Origin of the sequence: Neobacillus oceani (assembly GCF_046237595.1) — a bacterium.
GTDB lineage: Bacteria > Bacillota > Bacilli > Bacillales > Cytobacillaceae > Bacillus_D > Bacillus_D oceani.
The window spans coordinates 2808912-2828067 of record NZ_CP143543.1 but is presented as its reverse complement, the minus strand read 5'-3'; the positions used below and the strand labels follow the sequence as shown (position 1 = coordinate 2828067).

General features: G+C 48.2%; 25 protein-coding genes. 14 read left to right on the top strand and 11 right to left on the bottom strand.

Annotation, left to right across the window (positions count from 1 at the left end):
* The first annotated feature begins 146 nt into the window (after window positions 1-146).
* Entirely contained in the window at window positions 147-1076 is a 930-nt protein-coding gene (rnz, locus tag V1499_RS14290) for a ribonuclease Z (RefSeq protein WP_409270569.1), read from the top strand.
* A 78-nt stretch (window positions 1077-1154) separates the two neighbouring features.
* Here the strand turns inward: rnz and V1499_RS14285 are convergent, their stop codons facing one another.
* Entirely contained in the window at window positions 1155-1430 is a 276-nt protein-coding gene (locus V1499_RS14285) for a hypothetical protein (protein WP_409270568.1), read from the bottom strand.
* A 188-nt stretch (window positions 1431-1618) separates the two neighbouring features.
* Between V1499_RS14285 and V1499_RS14280 the strand changes: the two genes are divergently transcribed.
* On the top strand, window positions 1619-1906 hold the full coding sequence (locus V1499_RS14280) for a hypothetical protein (RefSeq protein ID WP_409270567.1): 288 nt from the start codon (window positions 1619-1621) through the stop codon (window positions 1904-1906).
* 51 nt (window positions 1907-1957) lie between these two features.
* Here the strand turns inward: V1499_RS14280 and namA are convergent, their stop codons facing one another.
* Both namA and V1499_RS14270 read right to left on the bottom strand, forming a co-directional pair.
* A complete protein-coding gene (gene namA, locus V1499_RS14275; protein ID WP_409270566.1) occupies window positions 1958-2977 on the bottom strand; it encodes an NADPH dehydrogenase NamA in 1020 nt (339 codons plus the stop codon).
* Window positions 2978-3096: 119 nt separating this feature from the next.
* Window positions 3097-4233: a glycosyltransferase gene (locus tag V1499_RS14270; protein ID WP_409270565.1), complete on the bottom strand. Its 1137-nt coding sequence runs from the start codon at window positions 4231-4233 to the stop codon at window positions 3097-3099.
* 305 nt (window positions 4234-4538) lie between these two features.
* Here V1499_RS14270 and V1499_RS14265 point away from each other — a divergent pair, with 305 nt between their 5' ends.
* Together V1499_RS14265 and V1499_RS14260 are read left to right on the top strand one after the other, a co-directional pair.
* A complete protein-coding gene (locus tag V1499_RS14265) occupies window positions 4539-5501 on the top strand; it encodes an MBL fold metallo-hydrolase (RefSeq protein ID WP_409270564.1) in 963 nt (320 codons plus the stop codon).
* An 11-nt stretch (window positions 5502-5512) separates the two neighbouring features.
* Window positions 5513-6304, top strand: coding sequence for an SDR family NAD(P)-dependent oxidoreductase (locus tag V1499_RS14260; RefSeq protein WP_409270563.1), 792 nt, complete (start codon window positions 5513-5515; stop codon window positions 6302-6304).
* A gap of 84 nt (window positions 6305-6388) precedes the next feature.
* Here V1499_RS14260 and V1499_RS14255 read toward each other — a convergent pair whose 3' ends face one another.
* The 3 genes from V1499_RS14255 to V1499_RS14245 form a co-directional block, all read right to left on the bottom strand.
* Window positions 6389-7444 carry a DUF2332 domain-containing protein gene (locus V1499_RS14255; RefSeq protein WP_409270562.1) on the bottom strand — a complete coding sequence of 352 codons (1056 nt, stop codon included), beginning with the start codon at window positions 7442-7444 and terminating at the stop codon, window positions 6389-6391.
* 64 nt (window positions 7445-7508) lie between these two features.
* A complete protein-coding gene (locus V1499_RS14250) occupies window positions 7509-8396 on the bottom strand; it encodes a proline iminopeptidase-family hydrolase (RefSeq protein WP_409270561.1) in 888 nt (295 codons plus the stop codon).
* A gap of 47 nt (window positions 8397-8443) precedes the next feature.
* Window positions 8444-8635, bottom strand: coding sequence for a YqzH family protein (locus V1499_RS14245; RefSeq protein WP_409270560.1), 192 nt, complete (start codon window positions 8633-8635; stop codon window positions 8444-8446).
* Window positions 8636-8816: 181 nt separating this feature from the next.
* Here V1499_RS14245 and V1499_RS14240 point away from each other — a divergent pair, with 181 nt between their 5' ends.
* The 7 genes from V1499_RS14240 to V1499_RS14210 all read left to right on the top strand — a co-directional run bounded on the left by V1499_RS14240 (window position 8817) and on the right by V1499_RS14210 (window position 13194).
* Complete coding sequence (locus V1499_RS14240) at window positions 8817-10076, top strand: DNA polymerase thumb domain-containing protein (RefSeq protein ID WP_409270559.1); 1260 nt, start codon at window positions 8817-8819, stop codon at window positions 10074-10076.
* Between the two features lie 20 nt (window positions 10077-10096).
* Window positions 10097-10432 (top strand): YolD-like family protein, encoded by a 336-nt coding sequence (locus V1499_RS14235; RefSeq protein ID WP_409270558.1) that lies wholly within the window; start codon window positions 10097-10099, stop codon window positions 10430-10432.
* A 163-nt stretch (window positions 10433-10595) separates the two neighbouring features.
* Window positions 10596-11297, top strand: a complete 702-nt coding sequence (locus tag V1499_RS14230; protein ID WP_409270557.1) for a hypothetical protein — start codon at window positions 10596-10598, stop codon at window positions 11295-11297.
* A gap of 47 nt (window positions 11298-11344) precedes the next feature.
* Window positions 11345-11755: a hypothetical protein gene (locus tag V1499_RS14225; protein ID WP_409270556.1), complete on the top strand. Its 411-nt coding sequence runs from the start codon at window positions 11345-11347 to the stop codon at window positions 11753-11755.
* A 101-nt stretch (window positions 11756-11856) separates the two neighbouring features.
* Complete coding sequence (locus tag V1499_RS14220) at window positions 11857-12450, top strand: GNAT family N-acetyltransferase (RefSeq protein WP_409270555.1); 594 nt, start codon at window positions 11857-11859, stop codon at window positions 12448-12450.
* A gap of 13 nt (window positions 12451-12463) precedes the next feature.
* Entirely contained in the window at window positions 12464-12922 is a 459-nt protein-coding gene (locus V1499_RS14215) for a GNAT family N-acetyltransferase (protein ID WP_409270554.1), read from the top strand.
* A 14-nt stretch (window positions 12923-12936) separates the two neighbouring features.
* Window positions 12937-13194 (top strand): hypothetical protein, encoded by a 258-nt coding sequence (locus V1499_RS14210; RefSeq protein WP_409270553.1) that lies wholly within the window; start codon window positions 12937-12939, stop codon window positions 13192-13194.
* A gap of 108 nt (window positions 13195-13302) precedes the next feature.
* Here V1499_RS14210 and V1499_RS14205 read toward each other — a convergent pair whose 3' ends face one another.
* From V1499_RS14205 to V1499_RS14185, 5 genes are all read right to left on the bottom strand, one after another.
* On the bottom strand, window positions 13303-13782 hold the full coding sequence (locus V1499_RS14205) for a hypothetical protein (protein WP_409270552.1): 480 nt from the start codon (window positions 13780-13782) through the stop codon (window positions 13303-13305).
* Between the two features lie 126 nt (window positions 13783-13908).
* Window positions 13909-14124, bottom strand: a complete 216-nt coding sequence (locus tag V1499_RS14200; RefSeq protein ID WP_409270551.1) for a CDGSH iron-sulfur domain-containing protein — start codon at window positions 14122-14124, stop codon at window positions 13909-13911.
* Between the two features lie 83 nt (window positions 14125-14207).
* Complete coding sequence (locus V1499_RS14195) at window positions 14208-15146, bottom strand: alpha/beta hydrolase (protein WP_409270550.1); 939 nt, start codon at window positions 15144-15146, stop codon at window positions 14208-14210.
* Window positions 15147-15254: 108 nt separating this feature from the next.
* Window positions 15255-15386 carry a hypothetical protein gene (locus V1499_RS14190; RefSeq protein ID WP_409270549.1) on the bottom strand — a complete coding sequence of 44 codons (132 nt, stop codon included), beginning with the start codon at window positions 15384-15386 and terminating at the stop codon, window positions 15255-15257.
* A 54-nt stretch (window positions 15387-15440) separates the two neighbouring features.
* Window positions 15441-16349 carry a hydroxymethylglutaryl-CoA lyase gene (locus V1499_RS14185; RefSeq protein ID WP_409270548.1) on the bottom strand — a complete coding sequence of 303 codons (909 nt, stop codon included), beginning with the start codon at window positions 16347-16349 and terminating at the stop codon, window positions 15441-15443.
* 141 nt (window positions 16350-16490) lie between these two features.
* Here V1499_RS14185 and V1499_RS14180 point away from each other — a divergent pair, with 141 nt between their 5' ends.
* Genes V1499_RS14180 through V1499_RS14170 form a run of 3 tightly spaced genes read left to right on the top strand, consistent with a single transcriptional unit; the run spans window position 16491 to window position 19082 of the window.
* A complete protein-coding gene (locus V1499_RS14180; protein WP_409270547.1) occupies window positions 16491-17678 on the top strand; it encodes an acetyl-CoA C-acetyltransferase in 1188 nt (395 codons plus the stop codon).
* Window positions 17679-17705: 27 nt separating this feature from the next.
* Complete coding sequence (locus V1499_RS14175; RefSeq protein ID WP_409270546.1) at window positions 17706-18395, top strand: CoA transferase subunit A; 690 nt, start codon at window positions 17706-17708, stop codon at window positions 18393-18395.
* 18 nt (window positions 18396-18413) lie between these two features.
* Window positions 18414-19082: a CoA transferase subunit B gene (locus tag V1499_RS14170; RefSeq protein WP_409270545.1), complete on the top strand. Its 669-nt coding sequence runs from the start codon at window positions 18414-18416 to the stop codon at window positions 19080-19082.
* Window positions 19083-19156 lie beyond the last annotated feature (74 nt).

Genomic DNA, 19156 nt, shown 5'->3' with positions numbered 1-19156 from the left:
ATTTGCCATTTGGAAGCCACATCGTATAAGGGGGGCATCATCTGTGAAGTATGGTATAGTAATAAAAAAACAGTCTATAAGCCTTCACCCGCGCCAATCATAGCGGTCAGGGGAAAGATTTTTTCGGAAAGAAAGAGGTTTTTACATTGGAATTATTATTCCTTGGAACAGGCGCAGGCATTCCCGCGAAGCTTCGGAACGTGACATCCATGGCGCTGAAGCTACTTGATGAGCGAGGAAGCGTCTGGTTGTTTGACTGCGGGGAGGCTACCCAGCATCAAATCCTACATACATCCCTAAAGCCGCGCCGAATTGAAAAAATATTCATTACCCACCTGCACGGTGACCATATTTATGGCCTTCCCGGGCTTCTTTCAAGCCGCTCTTTCCAGGGAGGGGATTCAGAGGTTGAGGTTTTCGGCCCAAAGGGGATTGAACTTTATCTTAAAACAAGCCTGTCAATCAGCGGTTCGTATTTAAAATATCCGCTCAAGATCACTGAAATAGAAGAAGGGGTTGTTTTTGATGATGGACAATTCAGGGTCGAAGCTCTTCTTCTTGACCACGGCATAACCTCATACGGCTATCGGATTACAGAAGCCGACCGGCCGGGCACATTGCTCGCGGGCAAGCTTGAAGAAGCGGGGATTCCCCCCGGCCCGATTTATAAAAAGATTAAAAGCGGCGAAAAGGTAACGCTTGAGAATGGCTCAATCCTCGATCCTTCCGACTACCTTGGCCCCCGCCAAAAAGGACGGATTGTGGCCATCCTTGGCGATACCCGCTATTGCGAAAATGCAATCCGCCTTGCAAAGGATGCCGACCTTCTCGTCCATGAAGCGACGTTCGCTGCTGGCGAAGAAGCAATGGCACATGAATATTTCCATTCAACGACCGCCCAGGCTGCCGGAGTGGCAATAAAAGCCGGTGCTAAAAAGCTTTGCCTGACCCATATAAGCTCCCGCTACGATCGCCATGCATCAAGGGAGCTTCTCGAGGAGGCGCGTGGGTTCTTCGAAAGTACAGATTTGGCGGAAGATTTTAAGGAAATTGTTTTACCTTTGCATCAGCCTTAAAGTGCCTGCCCATTAATGAGCCGGGTTCTTTTTATAAAAATGATCCCTATCACTCTCAGCAAAGGCTCTTATTAAAACTTAGCTATTTTTCCTGTACGCCTTCCATGCTGTTTTCATTGCTGCATAGTTGCCTATCGCGGCATATCCGTAAAACCAGCCCATGAACAATCCGGAAAGCAGGCTAAAAGGGTGGCTGATTAGGACGGAAAACAGAATGCCGGCAATGACCGCCACTGCTGGAACGTATTCTTTCGGAATCCTAAAATACAGTTTAAGGATTTGGGTGATTACCATAATTGTCGGGACTGCGATAACCGTATCCCAAACGTTCGTATGTATGACAGGAAATTCCACGGCCATCCTCCTTCCGGCTAGTAGCTAACGCTTAGTTTGCTCTTCTGGGGGACGAAACAACCAAAGTTGTTTGAATTTATGATATACCTCTTGTTTTTACGAAAAACCTCAAAAACTCACAAATGCCTGCTTAACTTTTGGAAGGAAGGGGTAGAGGATAGGGAAGATTACATCTGGGAGGGACTTTCGTGGAAGCATTTATCCTCATTGGAACGTTTATTTTTATTATGGGTTCATTAGTTTTACTAGTCAGCGGCATTATCAGTTTCTTTTTTCCAAGAGTCCATTTTTTATACATATTGGGCATAAGCGCATTGGCCGGGATTGTTTTTGGATTTTTCCTTGACTTGGGTGGGCTGGCGTTTTTCGTGGCAGCCTTCAATGTTTTCCTGTCAGCGATTGCCATCGGGCTTGCGAAATACGGGCTCTATTTAAAATCAAAAACCGACTTTGAAGCTGAAAGATTATATAATTAAATGACTGGGCGCCTTTCCTTTGCGGAAGGGCGCCCTGTTTGTTGTATATGATTATTTCCAGCCGCGTTCGTATTGCTTTGGCGGTTCGATTTCGACTCCAAGCTCTTTTGCCGCGGTTCGAGGCCAATATGGATCCCGCAGGAATTCTCGGCCGATCAGGATGAGGTCCGCACGTTCATTTTGCAGTATTTCTTCGGCCTGTATGCCCGATGTAATGAGGCCCACTGCGCCGGTAGCAATTCCGGCTCCCTCGCGGATCATCTCTGAATATTTCACCTGGTACCCTGGGTAGACGTTGATTCTGGCAGGTACAACAGCGCCAGAACTTACGTCAATCAAATCGACGCCTTGCTCTTTCATCCATTTCGCAATCTGGACATAATCCTCGGGAGTCAGGCCATCCTCGTCGTAATCGTGGGCGGAGACCCTTACAAACAGCGGGCCGTCCCAAACCGTGTTGACTGCTTCAATAATTTGACGGAGGAATCGATAGCGGTTTTCCGCAGATCCGCCATACTCATCTGTTCGCCTGTTCGAAAGAGGAGAAAGGAATTCATTAATCAGGTAGCCATGGGCCCCATGGAGTTCAATCACATCCAAGCCGGCCTTTTTGGAACGCTCCGCCGCTTTCCTGAAGGCCTCGATTGTTTCATCAATCTCCTGTTTGGTCATTTCTTTTGGAGTTTTCGATTTTTCATTAAATGCAAGCGCGGATGGCGCAATGATTTCACCTTCAAGGACAGCTTTCCTCCCCGCATGGGCAAGTTGGATCCCAATGGCCGAGCCGTGTTCCTTAACGAGACCGGCGAGTTCCTTCAGGCCTTGGATATGGTCATCGTTCCAAATGCCAAGGTCGTTCGGGGAAATCCTGCCCTGCGGCGTCACCGCTGTTGCCTCGATGATGATCAGGCCTGCCTGTCCGACAGCTCTGCTCGCATAATGAGTCCGATGCCAGTTCTCGACCATGCCATCCTCATTCGGGCATGAATACATGCACATCGGCGACATCACAATCCTGTTCTTCAACGTAACCCCTTTAACAGTAAAAGGAGTAAACAACTTTGCTCCCATCAAATCCAGCCTCCTTAGTAAGACGAATGAAGCAGGGGACGTATCCTGTGCTTCACTTGAAATGAAGTATCTTTAGTTGCCACATTTAGTATAGCAAAGCATTTCCTTATTTATAAAATTTACGGCTTGCGCAATTCCTTCAGGCTGTACTTTGTTCCCCGCCATATGATTCCGCCGCGCCTGAAAGTCAGGTAGCTTGCCCGGATGATGCTGTAAATGAAGATGGACGCCGTCAGCGGAAAGGCAATGAACAGTACGGGAGAGAAACGGGTCATTTTTTTCAAAACAAGCAGATAAAGCGCGACAATCCCAACGATATTTCCAATGCTTAACATGAAAATTTGCCTATCAGGGACAAATAACGTGAAAAATGGCAGTACCTGTGAGGCAAACGTGCCGAGTACCGCGAAGGCGACCATCGACAGGCGGTAATGAAGGCCGGCAAAGGTGTTTTTCTCGAGCCCCTCCAATGCCTCGCCGAGTGTTGGGTACCACTCAACCTCCATTATGTCCAGGGCGCTGACAATTCGCTGTTTCCTCCCGGCCTGCTTCATTTTCATGCCGAGCTGAAGGTCATCATCTGGCCTCATTTTAATCGTTTCATGGGTTCCGAACGATTCGTAACCTTCTTTCGAAACGAGATTGAAGGCGCCGATGCCGATCCCGTTTTTTGACTTCGGATTGTTTGCCGCCCAGGGCCGTTTGTAATACGAAAAGCCGAACAGGAAAAAGGCGACGAATGATTTTAGCCAAAAGCCATTTGCTTTCATATTCGGCGCCGCGGTCATATGGTCAAGTTTGTTCCTTTCGAAATAACCGAGCGCCTTGGCGAAAGCCTCTTCCTTGTACTCAACATCGGCGTCGGTGAACAAAATCCGGTCGCCTTTAGCGGAAAGATAGCCTTTGTAAAGCGCATGGTTTTTTCCGAGCCAGCCTTCGGGCAAATCGGTAATATGTAAGACCCGGACCCTGGAGTCAACCGTTTTTAACTCTTCCATTACCCCTCCGGTCCCGTCGGTCGAACGGTCATTGACAAGAATCCATTCAACATTTCTGTAAGTTTGGCGCAATTGGCTGAGAACGCTCTTTCTTATATGCACTTCTTCATTTTTCGCCGCTACAACGACAGATAGAAGGGGACCGTCCCGAAGAGGAGGTTCGTCCTCAAGCCGGTCAAGCGTTTTAAATCCTATTACCGCATCGATTAGGAATACAATCCAAATGAACAAACTAAGGGATAATAAAAAAATTAGCATCGCATAATCTCCGTTGGGCTTTTCCTCCATTGTACCATTTTAGGGACGTCTAAAGAGGAAGAGGAGTAAAGCTGGGCAATATCCCGTGCCGCCTTTTAGAATGTATAAAATTTGGCATGTTCCAAAAGGAATACTGTTGGAGTATACCGTCTCTCGAGGGAGGTTGTTCTATTCGGAGGAGCGCCAAGCATCGTGTAATTATGCGGAACTAATGACAATATGTGCCTGAATCGGTAAACTTGAAGAAAAGGTGTCCGCCGAATTTGCGGGTCTTTATTTGAAACTAATGTTGTGAGGGAATAGACATGGCTGAATGGAATGGAACAATCGCGAAAATCACGCTGCCAACCCCGTTTGCGGTTGGTGATGTTAATGTATACGCAGTAAAAGGCGACAGGCTCGCACTTGTCGACGTGGGGCCGAAAACGGATGAGGCCTGGGATTCATTGAAATTCCAGCTTTCCGACCTCAGCCTCGCCCCGGAGGATATTGAAATGGTTGTCTTGACCCATGATCACCCAGATCATGCCGGGCTTCTTGATTATTTTCCAAAATCACTGGAGGTGTATGGGCATCCTTTAAATGAAAGATGGATCAACCGTACCGATGAATTCATGGCTATGCATGACCGCTTTTACCTGGGGCTGTTCAATGAGTTCGGAATCCCGGAAACGTATCACAGGCTTGCTGGCCAGCTGAAGAAATCGCTTAAATATTCCTGCAACCGGTCTCTTACCGAAGAACTTTTCGAAGGGGATAATCCTCCTGGATTGCCGGACTGGCAGGTTATCGAGACACCGGGCCATGCGCAAAGCCATATCGCTCTCTACAGGGAAAAGGATGGGGTGCTTCTTGCAGGCGACCATATAATCGCCCATATTTCACCGAACCCTTTGCTCGAACCGCCAATTGCCAAAGGAATTGAGCGCCCGCGCCCACAGCTTCAATACAACCGTTCGCTCGCAAAACTGCGCGATTATCCGGTCGGGCTTGTGTATACCGGACATGGGGCAACTGTTTCGAGGCTACCTGAACTGATTGAAAGAAGGCTTACTCGCCAGCACGAACGGGCAATAAATGTGAAGAAAATGCTTGAGGACGGGCCGAAAACGGTGTTTGATTTATGTCGGCAGCTGTTCCCCGCCGCATTTGAACGCGAACTTGGCCTTACCTTGTCCGAAACGGCCGGCCAGGTCGATTATTTGCTATCCCTTGGTGAAATCGAGCCGGTTCAAGATGGGGAAATAAAGTATTTTAAAATCAGGTGAGGTGAACTGCCGTGGGGAGTTTGACAGGAAAAACGATCGTCATTACCGGCGCTTCGGGAGGAATCGGCGCTGAAATTGCCAGACAGGCAGCTGCCAAGGGAGCAAACCTCGCCCTGCTTGCGAGAAGCGTTGATAAGCTAGAGAAGCTCAAAGGGGAGCTTGAGTCCGCATACAACAGCAAGGTGCTCGTCCATAAACTTGATGTATCAAATACAGACGAAATTGAAGCGGTATTCGTTCATATTTATGAAGAAATGGGCGACATCGACATCCTTGTCAACAATGCCGGCTTTGGCATTTTCCGCATGGCGCATGATGCGGATATCGCGGAAATCAAGGCAATGTTCGATGTCAATGTCGTTGGCCTGATGGCTTGCACCGGCGCCGTTCTGCCAAAGATGAGGGCTCGCCGTTCGGGTCATATCATTAATATCGCTTCGCAGGCCGGGAAAATTGCCACCCCTAAATCGAGTGTATATTCGGCAACGAAACACGCAGTCCTTGGCTATACAAACAGCTTGAGGATGGAGCTGTCCGATTTCAATGTTTATGTCACCTCGGTCAACCCAGGGCCGATTGAAACCAATTTCTTCACTATCGCCGATGAGAGCGGGTCTTATGTGAAAAATGTAAAGCGCTGGATGCTGAAACCGGAATATGTTGCCCAAAAAGTTGTCGACAGCATGACCAAGCCGGTCCGCGAAATCAATTTGCCCGGCTGGATGAATGCCGGCAGCGTCTTTTACGCGCTGTTTCCACGGCTGTTCGAACGGCTTGGAAAAAAAGCATTTAACCAAAAATAATTCATTAAATAAAAGACGCCCATTCCACTGACCGGAAATGGGCGTTTTTACAATTTGTGCACAGAAGAAAACGGCAGGCAGTGCTTAACTTTTCCCGGCCTTAGCTGCTGATTCAAGCTTCCACTCAAACCAACTGCCGTGGCCGTCGGTTATGGCGGCGAGCTGATGGCGTTTTTGCCCTCCGATGAAGGAATCCAAATGAAGATTCGCGTCATCCATATTGTTATAGAGATGGAATACATCACGGCTTTTTGTGATTTGTTCAATATTTTTAAGGAGTTGCAGCTTTGTTTCAGGCGGCATTTGATTGGCTACATGCGTATGGAATATCACGATAGTCGAGTCTTCCGGAATCTTTTCGACTAGTCGCGGAAGGAGCTCCACGCCATCGCCTTCAATAAAATTGATTTTTTCCCGATTGGCTTTCGTGCATAGCACGGCGCCCTCGAATAATTCCCTCCTGTCATGGTGCTCAGGCCAGATGAGCGCCTTCATCCAAAGGGAATCCTCGTCCTTTGTCACATCATTAATATGCAAATCGAGTCCGTAGCGGGCGGATACGGGGGCGATTGGCTTATTTAAAACCGGCTGTGCATCCCCTTTTACCGCGGCGTCGATTTTCACTTCGGCGCCATCTCTGCCGTAGACGAAGCCATCCCCGTACGTATAGCTGTAATGGTCCCAGAGCAGCTGGAATCCGGCGCTCGTGCCAATTTCAATAAGAGCCAGCGGCCGGGCAGCCTGTTCGTGGATGTGATTGAATAGGGGGAAGAGGTAGGCGCAGCGCCTTACTTCGTTTGTCTGGACCAGCCTTGTTTCGAGGAGTTCGATTATTTGCATCCGGTTCTCCAGGCAAAAGTCTTTAAAATACGGAAATGAGGCTTCGGCCGGCTGCGGTGTCTGTTCAATGCTCGCATAGAAGCCTCTTAATGGATGGTCCGCGCCCTGCAGCAGCAAATAATGAACAGCACCAAACAAAAGATTTGGAAGCGGCTGTCCTTTTTTGGCATGCGAACTTAATTCAAGGAGTTCAGGATCGCCGACAATTTTCCGGGAGAGATGTTCGTAAAGCGCGCTTGAGCCTTTGCATTCCTTCTCGGCAAACGCCATAAAACGGTTCGATACAAACTTAAGGTCCATTTTTTCTCCTCACTTGTCATTTTTAGAGAAATCCCCTTTAAGAAAGACAGGGATTTTCTTACTTTTAGCTGGACGCAAACTTGGCCTGATCAAGGAACTCGGCAACTGTTTCCCTATACTCTTCGGGCTGTTCCCGATAAGGCGAATGCGCGCTATTTTCAAAAATATGCAGCTGTGCACCCGGAACAAGGCTGCTGAAATAACTCGTGGACTCCGGGGTCGCTTCGTCATAACGCCCGCACAGGAAAAGTGATGGTACCCTAAGTTCATGGAGCCTTGGCGTGCAGTCGAATTCCTTCAGGTTTCCGGTTACGCAAAATTCGGATGGCCCCCACATGGTGTTGTAAACGTCCAGGTTGGCAAGCTTCGTTGTCATTTCTCTTTCCTCCGGGCTGATTTCGATTCGGCAGACGAAGTTTTTGGCAAACACCCGCATCGCCTGCTGGTATTCCTCTGAATCGGTCGTGCCCTCGGCCTCACAGCGGGCGATGACTGCCTGGGTTTCTTCCGGCAGCTCTTTTAAAAGGCGTTCCTGGTCCTTTGCCCAACGGGGTGCGTCAAGGCAAGGACTTGAGAAAATGGCGCTTTTCACACCATCCGGCTTTGTCAGCAAGTAAGCCGCGAGCAATGTCGTTCCCCATGAATGCCCGAGAATATGTACTTTATCCAGCCCCAATTGTTCGCGCACCTGTCCAAGCTCTTGAACATAGCGGTCGAGGTTCCATAGCGCTTTATCCGTTGGGCCCTTTGAACGCCCGGCACCAAGCTGATCATAGTAGACGACAGCCCTGCCCGTATCTTCGGCAAGCTTGTCCAGCCGCTGCAAGGCATAGCAGGAAGAACCCGGCCCTCCGTGCAAAACCAATAATGGCGCGGCGTTGGCGGCGCCGTTTACCCGCCGGTACCATACCTTCCCGCCCGTTACGTCCACAAAACCTTCTTCAATGTTCACAATCGTTCTCCCCCTCATTAAAAACCAAATTTTTGATTTCCAATTCATCAACCAGTTAAAAATTCATAGACGACATCGTTTACAATATCGCGCATATGTGCCTCCGGTTCTGCTTCTTTCAGCCTATACACCCGTTCACAAATGTCATTTACATCTCGTTCGCCGAGCGGCTGGCTTTCCTCGCCGTAATATTGTTTTAGGCAGTTTTTTATCATTTTTTTCACCAGTTTTTCGTCCATGGAAAGCACCTCAAGCCCTATTATATCTCTTTTCCATGGCATCCTGAAATGGAAAAGGACCCTTTTTTTACAAAGGCTGTCGTAAAATTTCCATTGAATACGAACGCATATTCGCTTAAGATATGGGTATAATGATACGGAACAGATGTTCTTATTTTGGGAAAAGAAGGAGGGGAATCCAATGGTCGATTACAGCACATTGCCTCGGCACAAAGTTCTTTGCGTCGATATGAAGAGCTTTTACGCCAGCTGCGCGGCAGTCATGGAAGGGCTTGATCCGCTTGGCTGCTATCTTGCTGTAGTCGGCGACAAAGGGCGGGAAGGAAGCGTCGTTCTCGCCGCCTCGCCGCTTTTAAAAAAAGAATTTGGCATCAAAACAGGATCGCGCAAATTTGAAATCCCAAAAGATCCGAAAATCAAGGTCGTCGAGCCGAAGATGGGCATGTTCCTGAGGATATCGACCGAAATCAGCCGTGTCTTTCACCGCTACGTCCCGAAGGAAGCCATCCATACATACAGTGTCGATGAAAGCTTCATCAAAGTGGACGGAGCCGAAAACCTTTGGGGAGATGCGAAAACAATCGCGAAAAAAATAAAAGATGACATTGAACGGGAATTCCAGCTTCCATGCGCAATCGGTATTGGGCCGAATATGCTTCTGTCAAAGCTGTGCCTTGACCTTGAGGCCAAGAAGCACGGAATCGCCGAATGGACGTATGAAGATGTCCAAACAAAGCTTTGGAACGTCTCGCCGCTCCGGGAAATGTGGGGAATTGGCCGGCGGGTTGAAAAAACGCTAAATGGAATGGGGATTTTCACGGTTGGCCAGCTTGCCCGCTATGACCTTGAGACGCTTGAGAAGAAATTCGGCATCATGGGCAATCAGCTCTATTACCATGCGTGGGGCGTCGATTTGTCGGAAATGGGCGCGCCGATTATCGAAGGGCAGATCAGTTTTGGAAAAAGCCAAATCCTCCTTAGGGATTACAAGGACGAGGAAGAAATTAAACACGTTATCCTCGAAATGTGCGAGGAGGTGGCGCGCCGGGCACGGACGCACCGGAAGGCAGGCAGGACAGTCACGCTCGGCATCGGCTACAGCCAGGATGAATTTGGGGGCGGTTTCCACCGCGCAAAGACGATTGCCGAGCCGACAAATGTGACGATGGATATTTACCAGGTCTGCCTGGAGCTGTTCCACCGGCATTATTCTGGAAAAACCGTCCGCCAGATTTCCATTTCGCTTGGAAATATCGTCGATGACGTTGAACTGCAGATGAGCCTTTTTGACATGGGCGCAGGCAAAAGAAGGGATTTAGGCTATGTGGTCGACCGTATCCGCAGCCGCTTTGGGTCGGGGGCGCTGCTCCGGGCCGTTTCGTATACAGCGGCCGGCACCGCCAAACACCGCGCATCACTGCTCGGCGGCCATAAGAAGTAACCGGGAAAGAGGGGAAGAAGATGATTCGCGACCGCGGCAGAATAAAATGGACATCCATGATGCTTCCCGAGCACGTGAAAATGCTCCGAGACTGGGTGAAGGAGGATTCGTACGAACAAAAAACGGAACTCGACGAGCAGCAGCTCGAATTGATGAACGAAACACTTGCTGAAGCGATGGAATTCAACCAGGCGGTGGCGATTACCCACTACCGCCGCCACAACTATGAAATTTGCATCGGTACCATCCACTTTTGGGACGAACTCGCCCACAAGCTCCACATTGTCGAATCCTCGGGCACAGCCCGCATCATCCCCATCGAAAACATCGCCGACATACGGCTCGCTGACAAATAGCCGCCGCCCGGGCAAAGACAAGCAGGTTCGTAACAAGAGCCTGCCTGGCTGTTGGAAACTTACCCTTATCACACTAAAAGTAAAACTGTTAACCAGCCCATCTCTTACTGTTGTAAAATTTCCAAACTCATTTCCTCAAAAACCAAAACAAGGAGTGGCGAAAATGCTGATTAACGAAGAAAATGCCAAAAGGTTAGTGGTGGACCAGTTAATCCAGGAAATTGATTCGAAAGATTCCTCTCTTTCAAAATTAAAGAAGCCAGAACTCATTGAAAGGTTTCTTGAGACAATAGCGGCCAATGAGGTGGCGGAAAGGAGGATTTTAAAAAAATACCCTGAAGCATTTGCCCTCCATCCGTCCACATTGGAGGAGTTCCTGGGAATAACACGGGCTGAAAGGCTGCGGTGGACCGAAGAATCGAAGTTTAAAATAGTGTATTATGAATCGTTTACAAAGTGGGGAAAAACCCTTCACTATCCAATGTATGATTATTATGAGGCATTCCGGCTAAAACGCGATGGAAATGTCGCCAAATGGAGAAACACTCGTATGGCAAAGCTGAAAGAAAAGAGGAGCCGTGCCACTAAAATGGCGGTTGGAACGAGAAAAGCCAACGAGAGTATAGCAAAGAAGTTCTATGAAGAACATTGGGGGAACTTATTGGCTCAATGGTATAAGGAAGATGCGGTAATCGGGGCGACCCTTCAGCTGGCCTTTTGGACCATGTGGGTGAACAGGTATGCAAAGGAAATGCAAGTTAAAGAGAAGCGTGCCCGTAAAAAGCAAGTGGAATACATGGAAAGGAAAGAAAAGTTTTATCAGCTGAAAAATGAACCATTGTGCAACTGCAGGAATCCCCGATAAGCAAACTCTATTTTTACGTTCCTGATTTTCCGGACAGGATTTCCAGATTGCAGTATTGCGAGCTGCATTATGAAAAATGGTGTGCGGAACGGGAGTTTGAGTATGTAAGCAAATGGGATTACTTTTGGATGTACAAAAAAGAAATCGACCGTTGCCAGAACTGTAATTACGAAATCCATAAAGATTATTATTCACTATATTATTTGACTATCGAAAATGGAAATACCCGTTTCAGCTTTCATACTCCATTTCCAATCGGGAGAGAATTTTTCCCCGATCCAAAAGAAATAATTAGAGTCCATCATGAGGAACAGGAAGGGCTATTCCGGTTTGGAAGAGGGCTGTTTGATGAAGAAAAAGTGATATTCAAAGAAAAGAGAATCCTCCAGTATTTTGAGGAAGCGCTTGAAAAATATAGATTCGTAATCGAAAGCAAGCCGATATGTCCACTACACTGAAAAATTCCTTTTAAAGACTGACCCGACTTTTAAAAATCATCTTGAATTCCACCAAAACTCTGTTAGGATAATTCTAACAAAAGGCAAAGGGTGGGTACTTTATGGACATTGAAACGATTTACGGGGACTTGCCGAAATTGGAAACGGAAAGGCTTATTTTGCGGAAAGTGGCGATGAAGGATGCCGAGGACATGTTCGCCTACGGCTCCGATGAAGAGGTAGCAAGGTACGTGACATGGGATAGGCATAACACGATTGAGGATACCCGAGCCTTCATCGATTTCGTCCTTAGCAAATATGAAAGCAAACAGCTTGCCCCATGGGCGATTGAGTCCAAGGAAACGGGAAGGATGATTGGAACAATCGATTTTGTATCATGGCAGCCAAGGCACAACAGCGCGGAAATCGGGTATGTCCTTGCCCGGGAGCAGTGGGGAAAAGGAATTACGACGGAAGCCGCCACGGCGCTCATTAAATTCGGCTTTGAACATATGGAGCTTGTTCGCATCCAGGCACGATGCTTCACCGAAAACATTGGCTCAGCAAGGGTAATGGAAAAAGTGGGCATGTCCTTTGAAGGGGTTAACAGAAAAGCCGCGTTCATCAAAGGGAAACACCGGGATTTAAAAATGTATGCCATCCTCAAGGAAGACTTTGCGCATTTGCAAAAGACGGAAATGGAAGAGGCTGTTTAGAAAGGGAAAAGATATGATTAGGCCAATCGAAATTACGAGTGAAAAAGAAGCACTCGACGTATTGCAAATCCAGATTCCGTCCTATCAGGTGGAGGCGGAGCTGATTGACTTTTACGAGATTCCTCCTTTGAGCGACACAGCAGAGACATTGATGAAGTCCGGAGAAACATTCTATGGCTATTTTGAAAATGGAAGCCTGTGCGGAGTAATTTCGTTTAAAAAAGAAAACGGAACGATTGATCTCCACCGGCTGATGGTCCACCCGGATCATTTCCGGAAAGGGATTGCCCGGCAGCTTTTGCACAGGCTTGAACAAAACAACCTGCAGGAAAATAGATTAATTGTATCAACTGGCGCCAGGAATACCCCGGCCGTTCGTTTTTACGAGAAAAATGGCTTTCGGAAAACAGGGGAAGAGATAATTGCCGGAACCCTTGCCATTGCTCATTTTGAAAAGCGACGAGCCGAATAGACTGAAAGCGGGGGATGGAGATCGGAACGTTTAACTGGATTGTTTTCCTGTGGCAGCTGTCGATGGGAGTGGCGATAGTAACCCTCTTTTACGGCATTTTAGCCAGATCAAGAATCCATCTTTTAATAAGTTTTTTCACTTCCCTGCCAATCGCCTATTACTTTTTCGGAGCGAATAACTTATTGAAATTGGTTGGGCTCGCACCAATTGCAATCATCGTGGCAATCTTTGTTTTAGGAAGGAAGCCGAGTGGAGCCGGGCGGCAAAGTTGATGGGATTAACCTTATAGGCAGCCGTAACCTTCAGGAAAAATAGCCGGAACCCCACTCAGAATAATAGAGGTTCCCGGCCTTTTTGTTATTTTTAGTGGCTAAATCATCTCAGTCAATTTCCCTTATTGTTTCCCCATATTTCAGGACGGTGTACAGCGCTTTACCATCACTGGGGTTGTCCTTTCCATAATCGATTGGCAGCAAAGCAAAAAAAATAAAATAGATCGAGAAATAGACAAACTGATAAAAAAATAAATGTTTCGGCCATATACCGAGATGGATGAGCGAATTTACAACCAAAATGGAGGTGGCATTAAAGAAGATGCCTCCCGCATAAATAAGCGCGTATTTCCATCGGGATTCATTTTTTATTTTAGTATATTGGCAGGAAGCATCGACAAAGTACAGGCTGTGAACATGTAAAGTGCCAACTGAAAAGAGTTTTCTCCCCCTGCCCATAGTTAATACGGGCCTGCCCCCAAAAAGGACGACAAAGAAAGTATGTCCGGCGGCATGAACGAACGATGTTAAAGGCAAAACGATAAAGAAGGCCCAAACAAACGTAATCATATCATTCCAGGAAAACATGCTGTCACCTCTATTTGGCTTTTACCTCGAGGGGAACTGCTAAAACGTGTCAATATCTGCTACCGCCAAGCAAAACACAAGGCACCCGCCGATTTGGAAGGTGCCTTGAATTTTTAAGGGCAGATATTATTGTCCGGCTGTTTCTTCCGGTACACGCACCTGGGATTCGAACTGACCCTTATGCGTGCCATCGCAGAACGGCTTGTTTGAGGACAGGCCGCAGCGGCAAAGCGAGAAAGCGGGCTTTGACGGATAGACGTTCCCCTGGCCGTCAAGAAGTTCAACATCCCCTGTAATCCTAAGCGAACCATTGTCATTTACTTTAATTTGGACTTTTGACATTTAATATTCCCCCTTTGTATGTATTCACTTTGATGGTAGTTGGTAAGAAAGAAAAACGCAAATTTTTTTAAAAAATTTTCCATTTAAAACGATTGGCCCGGCAATTCCGTTTTCCGCAGCCTGACAAAGGTTTCGAGAAATTCATCGATTGCTTTTTCATATTGTTCCCGATTTTCATTGAATGATTGGGCGTGAAGCCCGCTTTCAGCCATAAACAGCATTTTTGGCCCGTTTTTTTTGTCGTACAGCGCTTCCGTCATCGACGGGAGAATGAAATCATCTTTGGCGCTATGAATGAACAGGATTGGGTTCCTAATATTATCAATCACGGAAATCGGAGAAACCTCGCGAATTGAATAGTTGTCCCGGAAACGAAGGAAAAAATCTGCAAGCGGCAAAATCATGCCACCCGGCAAATTCATCTCTTCTTTTAACCGGTAAGCAAGCTGCTCTTTGAAATCGGAAAACGGGCAGTCGGCAATATAAAAATCCGCGCCATCTTCAAGCATCCCGGCATAAAGAAGCATGGTGGCGGCGCCCATCGATTCCCCGTGGATCCCAAGTAAAAGCCCCGGCCCAATTTCCTTTTTCAGCCAATCCACGACAGCTTTTAGGTCGAATTTTTCATAGTGGCCATAACTGGTCGTCTTCCCGCCGGATTCCCCGTGGCGGCGATGGTCGAAAATCAGCACATTGAAGCCTCGGGATAAAAACAAATTCATATATTTAATCGAATTGAATTTGTTTTCGGTCACCCCATGGCTGATGATTACATAACGGTTTGTCTCATGCGGCTCGGCAAGGACGCCCTTAAGCTCGTATCCAAAGGGGGATGGAATGAGCACGTCCCTTTTTTTCAGAGACTCATAATCCGTGTCGATGATCCTGCCGGCTTCGCGTTCGCGGTTCAAGATGAACTCGTCCTCTTTTTTCTTCATATACATAAGCCGATTAGTAAAATAAATCCCGACTGCGGTAACAATCGAAAGCAGCGAGAAAAATAAGCGAAATGCTTTGCGCAAAAAAATCCCTCCGGCGAAAATTTGCTTTCCTTCATTATTTTACCACCCGCACATATTTAAAACACCGGTGCATAGAAAAAAAGCCGCCCGCTCGGAACGGCTTTCCGCCTATTGTCTTGAATTTTGCCTGTTGGTTGGATGGATTTCTTTTTCCAAGTCCTCGCGGGCAATCATTTGCCTTCCATCCTTCGCGGATGGCTGGCCTTTCTGGCTGTATCTTTTGTCGCGCTTTTGGCTCATCGTTCCTAACTCCCTTCATCTCATTAGTAATAAGATGAACACGGGAAGGATTGCTTATGCACCGGCCGATGCATGCATTTTGTAATAGGTACTTTCAATGGGCCTGCTTACGTGAGGGCGGACGAGTTCAACCGCGCCCATTAAGCGCTCAAGCGAAATGCCGGTTTTGATGCCCATCCGTTCAAGCATGTACACCACATCCTCAGTGGCAACGTTTCCTGTCGCCCCTGGTGCGAAAGGACAGCCGCCGAAACCGCCTGCTGAAGCATCAAAACGGTCAATCCCGGCCTGCATCGAAGCAAGGATATTGGCAAGAGCAAGCTTCCGGGTGTCATGGAAGTGTCCAGTAAGTAAGATTCCTGGAAGGGCCGCTTTCAGTTTTGAAAATAGGGAATAGGCCTCCGTTGGCACAGCCATGCCGATTGTATCCGCGACACTCAGTTCGTTAACGCCCGCCTCCGAAAAATCGGCGCAAAGCCTTAGCGTATCGGCTTCCGGGATCTTCCCTTCATATGGGCAATGCCAAGCTGTCGAAATGCACGCCCTTACAAAATAGCCATTTGCCTTTAAATCTGCGATAAGCGGCCGAAGTTCCTCCATGCTTTCGGCCGTTGTCTTATTGATATTCTTTTTGTTGAATGTATTGCTGACGCCGACAAAGACTGCTACCGCTTTGCAGCTTGTTTCCTGGACGCGTTCAATTCCTTTTTTGTTCGGCGCGAGGACGATGGAACGCCCAGGCGCACTCGTGCAAGCGTTTACAATTTCCGCCGCATCCGCCATTTGCGGGACCCATTTTGGTGAAACGAACGAGGTTAATTCAATTTCCCTAATTCCCGCATCCCGAAGCGCATGGATGAATTGAACCTTGGCATCCGTCGGTACAAAGCCTTTTTCGTTCTGCAGCCCGTCCCTCGGGCCAACTTCAATAATTGTTACGTTTTTAGGCAATTTAATTGCCATAAAACTCCCCTCCATTCATACTCATTTTAAGAGGAATTTTTTTAAAAATGCAAGTAGCAGATTAATTTTGACAATTTTAAAGGAATTTCGCACCTCGAACGAGAAACTATGTAAGGATAACAAAATGGAAGGGGTTTTGAAATGGAACGAACCGAAGTAGTTATCGTTGCAGCCGCGAGGACGGCAATTGGAAGCTTTAATGGAACCTTAAAAGGGATTCCGGCTCCAGAACTTGGGGCGGTTGCCATTAAAGGCGCTCTCGAGCAGGCAGGACTGAAGCCGGAGCAAGTGGATGAAGTCATCCTTGGCAATGTCCTGCAGGCGGGGCTTGGGCAAAATCCGGCGCGCCAGGCGGCTATTAAGGCGGGTATTCCTGAAAGCGCTTCCTCTATGACGATTAATAAAGTATGCGGATCCGGGTTAAAGGCGGTCCAACTTGCCGCGCAGGCAATCTTCTCGGGAGATGCTGAAATCGTTGTGGCAGGCGGAATGGAAAATATGAGCCAGGCGCCATACATTTTGAAAAATGCCAGGGACGGCTTCAAAATGGGCGACCAAAAGCTTGTTGACAGCATGATAAGCGATGGCCTCTGGTGCGCATTCAATGATTACCATATGGGGATCACAGCCGAAAACCTGTGCGACCGGTACGGCTTGACCAGGGAAGAACAGGATGCCTTCGCCGCGGCGAGCCAGGAAAAAGCGGCGCGCGCGATTGAAGAGGGAAAGTTCAAGGATGAAATTGTTCCGGTACATATCCCGCAACGCAAGGGTGAACCGATTATTTTTGATACGGATGAATACCCGAAAAAGGGGACGACTGCTGAAAAATTGGCTGGACTCAGGGCAGCGTTTAAGAAAGACGGCAGTGTAACAGCCGGAAATGCTTCGGGAATCAATGACGGAGCCGCGGTCGTAATCGTGATGAGCAAAGCGAAAGCGGAGGAGCTTGGCGTGAAGCCTCTCGTTGCGATCAAAGGAAACGGCAGCGCTGGCGTCGATCCAAGCGTGATGGGAATCGGTCCGGTCGAGGCGGTCAGGAAGGCGCTGAGAAAAGCGGGAACCTCCATGGAAGAAATCGACCTGATTGAGGCAAATGAAGCGTTCGCGGCCCAGTCGCTCGCCGTCAGCCGGGATTTGGAATTCGATTCCGCAAAGGTCAATGTGAACGGCGGGGCGATTGCGCTCGGCCATCCGATTGGAGCGAGCGGGGCACGGATTCTCGTAACACTGATCCACGAAATGAAACGCCGGGGCGCGAAACAAGGCTTGGCGACGCTTTGCATTGGCGGCGGCCAAGGCGTTGCGACGGTTGTTGAACTCGTTTAATATTTGCCGGATGAAAGGAGAATTTTTATGAAAAGAATTTGTAATTCATTTCAGGAGGCTGTTAAGGATATCCATGACGGAGCCACGCTGATGGTTGGCGGCTTTGGCCTGTGCGGGATACCCGAAAACCTGATTCTTGCACTCGTAGACAAGGGTGTAAAAGATTTAACGGTTATCTCCAACAACTGCGGAATTGATGATTGGGGCCTTGGCCTTCTTTTACAAAACAGGCAAATCAAAAAAATGGTCGGTTCCTATGTTGGTGAAAACAAGGAATTTGAGCGGCAGGTGCTGGCAGGCGAGCTGGAAGTGGAATTGCTCCCGCAGGGGTCACTTGCGGAAAAAATCCGAGCAGGGGGAGCCGGGATTCCCGCGTTTTATACGCCTGCGGGGGTCGGAACCCCGATTGCGGATGGAAAGGAAGTACGGGTTTTCAATGGCAAGGAGTATTTGCTTGAAGAAGCACTCGTAGCCGACTTCAGCCTTGTCCGGGCATGGAAAGGCGATAAGATGGGGAACCTTGTGTACCGGAAAACAGCGCGGAACTTCAATCCGATGATTGCCGCGGCTGGAAAGGTGACAATCGCGGAAGTGGAAAACCTTGTTGAAATCGGGGAACTCGACGCGAATTCCATTCATACGCCGAGCATTTATGTCCAGGCCATTATCCAGGGTGACCAGGAAAAGCGGATTGAGCGCCTGACAGTTAGGAAATAGGGGAAAGGAGAGACAGGTATGTCCAACGATAAAGCAAATGTACGTGAAAAGATTGCAATAAGGGCAGAGCGCGAGATTCAGGATGGGTATTATGTGAATCTTGGAATTGGAATGCCGACGCTTGTGGCAAATTATATATCCGATAATAAGCAGGTCGTCCTGCAATCGGAAAACGGACTGCTGGGGATAGGGCCGTATCCACTTGAAGGGGAAGCGGACGCCGACTTGATTAACGCGGGGAAGGAAACGGTAACAGCAATTCCGGGTGCGGCTTATTTTGACAGCGCCGAGTCATTCGCAATGATCCGAGGTGGCCATGTCGATATCGCCATCCTGGGCGGAATGGAGGTTTCCGAGAATGGAGACCTTGCCAACTGGATGATTCCCGGTAAAATGATCAAGGGAATGGGCGGCGCGATGGACTTGGTCCACGGAGCAAGGAAAATCATCGTTATCATGGAACACACGAATAAAAAAGGCGAATCCAAAGTTCTGAAGGAATGTACTCTCCCGCTGACTGGCAAAGGAGTCGTTACTAGAATCATTACGGAACGAGCTGTCATGGACGTGACCGATTCAGGCCTGAAGCTCGTTGAAGTGGCCGAGGGCTACAGCATTGATGATGTGGTCAATTCCACGGAAGCAAGCCTCGATACAAGCGGCGATGTCGCACTTAACGCATATTGATCATGAAAGGCGGAGGCCAAGGCGCGCTTCCGCCTTTTTGCGTGAAAAAATGTTGTATAATGGGTGTATCTGCT